Genomic DNA, 9,424 nt, shown 5'->3' on the forward strand with positions numbered 1-9,424 from the left:
TGAAGTGAAATTCGTTCAATATTTATGAAAAGTGATACAATGAAAGAGTAGGGAACTACTCTTTCATTTATATTATTAAGTAAATGTACTGATTTTATTACACTGCAATGATAAAATATATAGTATACAAATTCACATAGTATAATTTAAAAATATGAAAAAGTATATATATAAAATATTGAATAAAACTTACTACTACAAGGAGGATATAAAATGCAAAATGAAGACATTAGAATCAATGGCAATGCCAAGTTGGATGGCGGAAGATATGAAGATATTATTGTAAGTGGAAATGCTAAATTTATGGGCGATGTAGTTTGTCATAAGGCATATGTAAGTGGAATGGCAAGGTTTGAGGGCAGTTTAGAGTGTGACAAGCTTGATGTGAGTGGAAATATAAAATGTGAAGGTGATGTAAAATCAAAAGTGATTTCAATTACTGGAGTGTTTAAAGGTGAGCAAGGGATGATTTATGCTGATAAAATAGAAATCAATGGTATGATGAAAAGTGAAGCCACTATTCATGCTAGTAAAGTTGATGTCATTGGTGGTATAAAAGCGAATACTTTACAAAGTGAAGAAGTGTATATTTCTTTAGAGGGGATAGTAAATGGTTTGTTATCTAGAAGTTTATCATTGAATAAAGTGGAAAATATCGAATGTACAAAAATAGAAGCATCGTATTTAAAATGTAAGATGATTCATGCCAATGAAATTACATTAACAAAGAATTCAAAAGTAGATGTTGTAAACTGTGATGGTATTTTAACAGTTGATGCTAGTTGTCAAATCATGCAAATTAATGGTGATTGTCAAATTCGTAGAATTTAGATAAGGAAATATCCTTATCTTTTTTTGTGCACTTCTAGACTTTGATTGGGAAACAGGATAAAATAGATGTTAGGTGATAAAAATGGGTAAAAAAATAGGTTTTATCGGTGCTGGGAATATGGGGGGAGCGATTCTTGCGGGTGCTTTAAAAGCGAACGCTTTTGCGGCTTCTGACACCTATGTATACAGCATAGATGAAGAAAGATTAAAGCATATGGAGAAGGAATATGGAATCCAGGTTTGCAAAAATAATCAAGAAGTATATCAGAAGAGTGATGTTATTATTCTTGCAGTAAAACCAAATCTTTTTGAAACAATTATTGAAGAACTTCGTGTTAATTATGTAAAGGAAAAAGTTATTGTAAGCATTGCAGCAGGAATAACACTTAAAAAGTTGGATAATTTCTTCCAAAAAGAAAATGTAAATGCGATTCGAATTATGCCGAATACTCCAGCTTTAGTTAATGAAGGGGCAAGTGGTATTTGTAAGAGTGAATTTGTAAATGAAGATGATTTTACATTCGTTAAGGATATTTTTTCAGCAATAGGAATTGTAGAAGAAATTGATGAATCACAAATGGATGCAGTTGTTGCAACAAGTGGTTCGAGTCCTGCATATGCTTTTATGTTTATTGATGCAATCATAAAAGAATCAATGGTGCTGGGATTGTCATACGATGTTGCTAAAAAATTAGCTGCACAATCGGTTTTAGGTGCTGCCAAAATGGTTTTGGAATCAGAATTAACCCCAGATCAATTAAAGCAAAATGTATGTAGTCCAAATGGAACGACAATTGAAGCTGTAGGCGTTTTAGAAACGTTAGGTTTAACAGAGATTGTAGCAAAAGCGATGCAAGCTTGTGCAGAAAAATCTAAACAAATGAGTGAGTAAGATGAAAAAATCAGTAAAGATATATTCTAGAAATACATTGTTTGTAATCCTTGGAAGCTTTATATTTAGCTTAGGAATTAGTTTGTTTATTACACCAATTCACATTTATAGTGGTGGTGTAATGGGATTTTCACAAATTATGCGTACATTATTGGTGAATGCAGGAAATGTTTTTCCTTTTGAAATTAGTGGATTAATCAACTTTGCTATTAACATACCATTGATGTTTATAGCATATCGAAGTATTTCAAAACGATTTTTTTATTTAACTTTTGTAAGTATTCTTGCTCAAACTCTTTTCTTTACCCTGATGCCAATTCCAAAGAATCCTATCTTAGATGATATGTTGGCTTCTTGTTTAGTTGGTGGAATCATTTCAGGCTTTGGTGTGGGGTTTATTCTTCGCTCAAGAGGATCTGGAGGAGGTTTGGATATCTTAGGTGTATTTATATCACGTAAGGCGGCTAACTTTAGTGTTGGAAAACTTTCTTTAATTGTTAATACATGTTTGTTTACAATGTGTGCTGTATTATTCACTCTAGAGACTGCAATTTATTCTATGATTTATTTGGTTGTATTTACCTTTGTTGTGGATAAGGTCCATTACCAAAACATTAATATGACAGCAATGATTTTTACAAAACATGAAGAAGTAATGGATTATATTATAAACCATATGCACCGTGGTGTTACCTATTGGGAAGGCGCTGGAGGGTATACAAAAGAAGGGACTTATATCATGATTACAGCAATCTCTAAATACGAGATTCATCTTTTAAAAAATCGTGTTAAGAAAATCGATGCTAATGCCTTTATTATCTTTAGTGAAGGACTTAGTGTTAGTGGCAATTTTGAAAAAAGGCTATAGGAGGAACCATGAAAAAAATAGCAAAATTATTATTCGTTGTACTACTAGCAGTTACATTAGTAGCTTGTGGTGATGATGGTGGGGTAGCAAGTGAGCCCAACAAAGATTTTGATAAGTTTGTAGACGAACTTCCAGGGAAGATGTTTGAAGAAACAGATTATGAGTTGAATTTTTTCTTTGAGGATAAAGAAGCAGTTGGATACAAGGATGTAACATATGAATTTTCACTTCCATCAAAGAAAAAATATGATAAGGATCTTAAAGACACAAAAGAATTCTATGAAAAAGTAAAAGATTTTAAGCGTAGCTCATTAAGCGAAGATCAACAATTAACATATGATGTTTTACTAGATGCATTTGATACAGAATCAGATGTTAGTGATAAGGCAAATTATTACTTAAGTACAAACTACCTTGATTCAGTATATGGAGAGCCTGGTAATTTACCTTTGAATCTTTATTTTTATAAGTTTAGAACGAAAAATGATATCGATTCATATATTAATTTACTAAAAACAAGTCCAGAATATTTCGTGGGACTTGCGAAACATGAACAAGAACGTCAAGATAAAGGCTATGGTATGACACCATCACAAATAGAGGCGGTTATTAAGCAATGTGATGATTTTATTAAAGCGGATCATGCATTTCTAATAGAATCATTCAATGAAAAAATCAATTCTTTTGAAGGTTTAGAAGATGCGAAGAAAAAAGAATATATAGAAACAAATAAAAAATATGTGAAAGAAGGTATCGTTAAAGCATATAGTGATTTAAAAACAGAATTAGAAAAATTAGATGTTAAGACTAAGAAAGATGAAGGATATGCTTCTGTTTATAAAGATGGTAAAGAATATTATGAAGAATTGATTTATGCAAATACTGGGTTTGATGATGTAGAAGACTATCGTGAATATTTAGAAGATAAGAGTAAAGAATTGCTGAAGAAAGCAAGAGAAGCAGTAAATGCTAGTGAAGAAGTATATAACAAAGTATTTGCTGAAAGTGCAGAAAATGGTGTGATTTATACAAAGGCAACTTCACCACAAGAAACAATTGAACAATTAGAAAATGATATTAAAGAAGATTTCCCAGAAATTAGAAAAGTTGAATATCAAATGGAAATCGTTCCAAAATCAATGCAAAGTATTTTCAGTGCTGCCGCGGCTTACTTTACAAGTCCAGTGGATTCTTTGGATGCAAAAGAAATGATGGTGTTGAATGGAGAATATAAGCAAGATGAATTTTTAACAATCGCTCATGAAGGTTTTCCAGGTCATATGTATCAAATTCAATATTACAAAGAATTTGGTGACGCTCCTATGATTCGTCAATTGTTAGGATACAGTGGTTATACAGAAGGATATGCTAATTATGTTGAGCAGTATTCCGCAAAATATGCAATTGATGCAGAAGCAGCAGAAGCATATACATATTTACAACAATATTCTTATGCTGAAATTTTATTGTTAGATATTCGTATTCATTATGATGGAATAAGTGAAGAAAAAGCGAAAAAGGAATTTAATAAATTGTATAGTGGTCAATTATCAGAAGAAGATTTGAAATCAGCTTATGAGCAATTGCTTCATACGCCAGGTATTTTCTCTAAATACTATGGAGCAGGATTTAGACTTACAGATTTAAGAGAAAGTATAAAAAGTGAAATGGGTGATGATTATACAGATAAAAAATATCATAAAGCATTGTTAGATGTTGGACCAGCATCTTATAAAATTGTAGAAGAATATATTCAAAATCAATTATTAGATTAATATACGCTAAAGAAATATAAAATAAACTCAATTAATTAGGTTTAATGATTAAATAATTAAAGTTACTAAGGACTGATTCCTGAATCATACAGGAGTTAGTCCTTTTTATGAAAACGCTTGCATTATGTGGAAACTATGGTATATTAGAATTATGAAATGTGGTATATACCACGAAAGGAGGGAAAATTCATGACAAATATTTTGCTTGTTTGTTCGGCTGGAATGTCTACAAGTGCGCTTGTTAAGAAAATGCAAGAAGCAGCTGAAGAAAAAGGAATTGAAGCAAATATCTGGGCAGTAGGAGATGCGGAATCTGAAAATCACATTGGAAAAGCAGATGTTATTTGTCTAGGTCCACAAGTTCGTTATCTTGAATCTAAGATGAAAGAGCGCGTGAACAATGAAAAACCTGTGATGGTCATTGATATGGCTAGTTACGGTACTATGAATGGAGCTAAAGTATTAGAAGAAGCACTTTCATTAATTGCTTAGAAGGGTGAATAGGGAAAAAGGAGAACATATGAAAAGTTTTACAAATTGGATGGAACAGCATTTTGTTCCAGTAGCGGCGAAGATTGGATCACAAAAGCACTTAGTTGCAATTCGTGATGCATTCATCGCAATTATGCCAGTTACAATGGCAGGGGCGGTAGCTACATTATTAAATGTATTTTTTAGAGATTTACCAAATGAATGGTGGGGGTTAGAAAATAGTTTCGTATCCTCTGATATTGTATCGGGTATCATTGGGGTAAATGGAAATGTTTGGTGGGGTACACTAGCAATCATTTCTCTAGTATTTATTTTTGCTTTAGGTTATTATATTGCGAAAGCTTATAAAGCACCTGCATTAGCAGGTGGTGTAATCGCTGTGGCTGCTTTTATTGCAGTAACACCACAAGCAATTACGGTTGTTAGTGAAGCAGGTGAAGAAATAGGTGCTTGGGGACATATTAACTATACATATTTAAATTCAAGTGGATTATTTACAGCACTGATTGTTGGATTGTTAGCATCAATTGTTTATTCAAAATTAATTAATGCTAATATTACAATCAAATTACCAGATTCAGTGCCTCCTGCAGTTTCAAAAGCATTTACAGCAATTATTCCTGGATTGATATCTATTTATCTTTGTGCAATTATTGCATATCTTATTAATTTGGGTACAGGAAAAGCTATTGGAGATTTGATTTTGGAATATATTCAACAGCCATTCTTATCGTTGTCACAAGGCTTTGGAGCAGTTATTATCGTTATTATCGCTGTACAGTTGTTTTGGTTCTTTGGGATTCATGGTACGAATGTTTTGGCGCCTGTATTGGATGGAGTTTATCTTACAGCGACAAACTCAAACAATGCAGCCTATACAGCAGGTACAGCAGTGAGTGAGTTACCTTATTTATGGACACGTGGATCATTTGATGCATATGTTTGGATGGGTGGAGCAGGATGTACGATTGCATTGATTATTGCGATTTTCATCTTCTCGAAAAAAGATGATGCAAGAGCAATTGCTAAATTAAGTGCCCCAATGGGAGCATTCAATATCAATGAACCAGTAATGTTTGGTATGCCAATTGTACTTAATCCAATATATTTTATTCCATGGATGATTGTACCAGTGATTCTAACTATCATCGCTTATGCAGCAACGGCAATGGGGGTTGTTCCGCCTGTATTTACACCAGTTCCTTGGGTAATGCCACCAATCATCTATGCTTTCCTTGCAACAGGTGGTAGCATTGCGGCAGCAATCTTAGCATTAATAAACTTAGTTATTGCAGTAGTTATATGGGGTGCATTTGTATTAATTGGAAATAAAGTAGAATTAGAAGAAGCAGATGCCGAATAAGTAAAGCTTTTGATAACGGGAAGAATTCTCTTCCCGTTATAAAGATAAAGGAGATAATATGGAAGGATTAGAATTAACTTGCTTTCAAATCATATCAAATGTTGGTGGTGCAAGGAGTTGTTTCATTGAAGCAATTCAACAAGCTAAAGCAAAAGATTTTGAGAAAGCACAAAAATCTATTGAAGAAGGTGAAGCTTTTTTCACTGAAGGACATCATGCTCATGCACAATTGATTCAAAGCGAAGCAAATGGAGAATTGAGTAATATTACATTATTATTAATTCATGCTGAAGATCAATTGATGAGTGCTGAAGCTTTTAAAATTTTGGCAAATGAGTTTATTGATGTATACAAGCAAATTGGTTAGAATAGAGGTGTGAACATGATTATAATTTCTTGTCCAATAAAACAGGATTTTGTTATAGAAACAGTAGAAGCAATTGATACATTTCAATACAAGTATGAAGGAAAGAATGGGATTAATTTATCTTTTTCAGTAAATACAGAAGATATTGAAGATGCAATTAAAGTAGCGAAAGCGGCAATTAAATCTACTGAGGTAGGAGCTGTTCTATATTTTCAAGTAAAGGCAGCTTAATTAAATAGGAGTGCTTATATGAAAGAATGGTCATTATTTATGATTAGCATGGGTTGTTTATTAATTTTATTATCATCGACAGTAGTAAAAGGTCTTGGCATAATGGTTAGTGGAATTTTACTGACAGCAGTTGGCGTCTACCTTTTACTGAAAAAGAAGAAAGGAAGTTTATAAAATGGAAGTATCGAGAATAATCAGGGGATCAGAAGAAAAATGTTTTTCTATTTTGATGGCATCGTTATTGGAAGATATTGAAGCGGCAGAAGGTAAAAAAGTGAAGTTGGAAGATATTGGAAAGGGATATAACTATACAAAACAATTACAGAATAAACTTGGAAAAGCTGGGACAATAAGGGTTACGATAGTAGAAATAGATTCACCAAGTGTTTATAAAGCTTCTTTTGAAAGTGCACAAGGTGTAAATACATTATCTTATATTTTGGAGAAGGTTGATGATACACATTTTAAGCTAACTTATAATGAAGAATTTTTGTCTGATAAAAAAAGTAATAATTTAAACTATGGACTTATGTCAAAGTTATATAAGCGCTCAAATAAAAAGAAAGCGAATTTAGTGTTGAATCAAATTGAAACACTCGTACAAGAGTAAACGGAGAATGGTTATCATTCTCTTTTTTGGTAAGGAGGACAAAAATGGCAAGATTAGGAATATCAGTATATCCCGAACATGCATCACTAGAGGCTAATAAGGACTATATAAAACGTGCTGCGAATTGTGGGTTTAAAAGAATTTTCACATGTTTATTAAGTGTGGAAGGAAAATCAAAGGATGAAATATTAAAAGAATTTAGAGATATGATTAATTATGCACATGAGTTTCACATGGAAGTAATCTTAGATGTAGCACCATTTGTATTTGATAAGCTTGGTGTTAGTTATGAAAATTTATCATTTTTTAAGGAAATGCATGCAGATGGAATTCGTTTAGATGAAGGTTTTGATGGGTTGAAAGAAAGTTTGATGACCTATAATAAAGAAAATTTGAAAATTGAGATTAATGCAAGTTTTGGAAATGGGTATATTGATAATATCATTTCACATTATCCTAATAAAGATGCAATGATTACATGTCATAATTTTTATCCACAACGTTATACAGGGTTAAGCGAAAAGCATTTTAACTTATGTAATACTATGATAAAAGAACATGGTTTACAAATTGCTGCTTTTGTATCATCACAAAATGTAGATACATTTGGGCCGTGGCCTGTAAACGAAGGGTTATGTACTTTAGAGATACATAGGGATTTACCAATTGATGTACAAATGCGTCATCTGTGTGCTACACAAATGGTTGACGATGTATTAATAGGAAATGCTTTTGCTTCTCAAGAAGAATTAGAAATATGTGCAAAAATCAACCCAAATGTATTAACTTTCAAGATTGATTATGAGAAAGAATTACATCCAACAGAAGAAAAAATTATTTTCGAACACAGACATTTTGTAAGGGGTGATATGAGTGAATACATGGCTCGTTCCACATTCCCTAGAGTAACTCATGCCAAAGAGAGTGTTCCTCCTGCAAATACGCGTGATTTGAAGCGTGGGGATGTGATTATTGTGAATGATGAGTATTCACGATACAAAGGTGAATTGCATATTGTTTTAAAAGATATGCCAAATGATGGAAGAAAGAATGTAATTGGTAGCATTCCAGAAAATGAGAGGATATTATTGGACTATATTGAACCATGGAGAACATTTGCATTTATGCGATAAATACATCTTGTCATTTTCTAAACTGTAACATATAATTGTTATAACAATAGGCAAAATGGAGGAAAATTTAGTGAGCATACCAATTTATTTGCAAATAAAGGAAAAGATGATTGATACGATTCGTGAGTTACCAGCGAATGCACCTATTCCAAGTGAAAGAGATCTAGCAATTCAATATGATGCGAGTCGTATGACTGTTCGCAAATCAATTAATGCCCTAGTAGATGAAGGATATTTATATCGTGATTCTAATAAAGGTACATTTGTTGCTGATAAGGTTTTACATAAAAAAAATACTACCCTAGAAAAAAAGGATGATAATCGAAAAATAAGTTATAAAACGATATATTTTGATGTGAAAGCCTCCTCTTCTGAGGAAGTTCAAGAACGGTTAAATATTGGACCAGAGGATTCTGTAGTTAGGATGATTCGTTTGATGCTTTCGGATGATCGTCCGCAAGCAATTGAAGAAATTTATATTAATCGTTTAAATCTTTCAGATGAAGAATTTAGAAACTTGCCAAAGTGGCAAGATTTTAATGCATTCATATCAAAAGGTGGATTGACACAACGATTTGTACCAACGCTCGTTCCCATGCAGTATGCACATATGTTAGAACTTAAAATCCATGAGCCAATCATCATGGTTGAAAATATAGTCAATCAAAAAAGTGGAAAACCTTTAATTTATATGAAAGTATTCAATAATCCAAAAGAAAAAGTTATAGAAATAACATCGTAGAGTATATCTTTTAAAGATATACTCTCAGACTGTTGACATAAAGGGTGTTCCATTACGGAGCACCCTTTTAATTATGTATGTTTTTAATATTTTTCGTATGCTATCAATTATGTGTGTAAA

The 9,424-nt window shown here is 32.4% G+C and carries 11 protein-coding genes and 1 pseudogene; all 12 read left to right on the top strand.

Annotation, left to right across the window (positions count from 1 at the left end; translation table 11 throughout):
- Positions 1–210: 210 nt before the first annotated feature.
- Positions 211–831: pseudogene (locus M2475_RS05610) on the top strand (polymer-forming cytoskeletal protein); the annotation flags it as partial.
- An 82-nt stretch (positions 832–913) separates the two neighbouring features.
- Entirely contained in the window at positions 914–1,723 is an 810-nt protein-coding gene (gene proC / locus M2475_RS05615) for a pyrroline-5-carboxylate reductase (protein WP_277490157.1), read from the top strand.
- A gap of 1 nt (position 1,724) precedes the next feature.
- Positions 1,725–2,591, top strand: coding sequence for a YitT family protein (locus M2475_RS05620; protein ID WP_277490158.1), 867 nt, complete (start codon positions 1,725–1,727; stop codon positions 2,589–2,591).
- A gap of 8 nt (positions 2,592–2,599) precedes the next feature.
- On the top strand, positions 2,600–4,366 hold the full coding sequence (locus M2475_RS05625) for a DUF885 domain-containing protein (protein WP_277490159.1): 1,767 nt from the start codon (positions 2,600–2,602) through the stop codon (positions 4,364–4,366).
- Positions 4,367–4,555: 189 nt separating this feature from the next.
- Positions 4,556–4,858 carry a PTS sugar transporter subunit IIB gene (locus M2475_RS05630; RefSeq protein WP_277490161.1) on the top strand — a complete coding sequence of 101 codons (303 nt, stop codon included), beginning with the start codon at positions 4,556–4,558 and terminating at the stop codon, positions 4,856–4,858.
- A gap of 28 nt (positions 4,859–4,886) precedes the next feature.
- Positions 4,887–6,221, top strand: a complete 1,335-nt coding sequence (locus M2475_RS05635) for a PTS transporter subunit EIIC (RefSeq protein ID WP_277490162.1) — start codon at positions 4,887–4,889, stop codon at positions 6,219–6,221.
- 58 nt (positions 6,222–6,279) lie between these two features.
- Complete coding sequence (locus tag M2475_RS05640) at positions 6,280–6,588, top strand: PTS lactose/cellobiose transporter subunit IIA (protein ID WP_277490163.1); 309 nt, start codon at positions 6,280–6,282, stop codon at positions 6,586–6,588.
- A gap of 15 nt (positions 6,589–6,603) precedes the next feature.
- Entirely contained in the window at positions 6,604–6,819 is a 216-nt protein-coding gene (locus M2475_RS05645) for a hypothetical protein (RefSeq protein WP_277490164.1), read from the top strand.
- A gap of 18 nt (positions 6,820–6,837) precedes the next feature.
- Positions 6,838–6,993, top strand: a complete 156-nt coding sequence (locus tag M2475_RS05650) for a hypothetical protein (protein ID WP_277490165.1) — start codon at positions 6,838–6,840, stop codon at positions 6,991–6,993.
- Between the two features lies 1 nt (position 6,994).
- On the top strand, positions 6,995–7,429 hold the full coding sequence (locus M2475_RS05655) for a DUF3284 domain-containing protein (protein WP_277490166.1): 435 nt from the start codon (positions 6,995–6,997) through the stop codon (positions 7,427–7,429).
- Positions 7,430–7,473: 44 nt separating this feature from the next.
- Positions 7,474–8,562, top strand: coding sequence for a MupG family TIM beta-alpha barrel fold protein (locus tag M2475_RS05660; RefSeq protein WP_277490167.1), 1,089 nt, complete (start codon positions 7,474–7,476; stop codon positions 8,560–8,562).
- Positions 8,563–8,632: 70 nt separating this feature from the next.
- On the top strand, positions 8,633–9,304 hold the full coding sequence (locus M2475_RS05665) for a GntR family transcriptional regulator (RefSeq protein ID WP_277490168.1): 672 nt from the start codon (positions 8,633–8,635) through the stop codon (positions 9,302–9,304).
- The last annotated feature ends 120 nt before the right edge of the window (positions 9,305–9,424 follow it).

The sequence above is a fragment of the Breznakia sp. PF5-3 genome (assembly GCF_029504745.1).
Taxonomy (GTDB): Bacteria; Bacillota_I; Bacilli_A; order Erysipelotrichales; family Erysipelotrichaceae; genus Breznakia.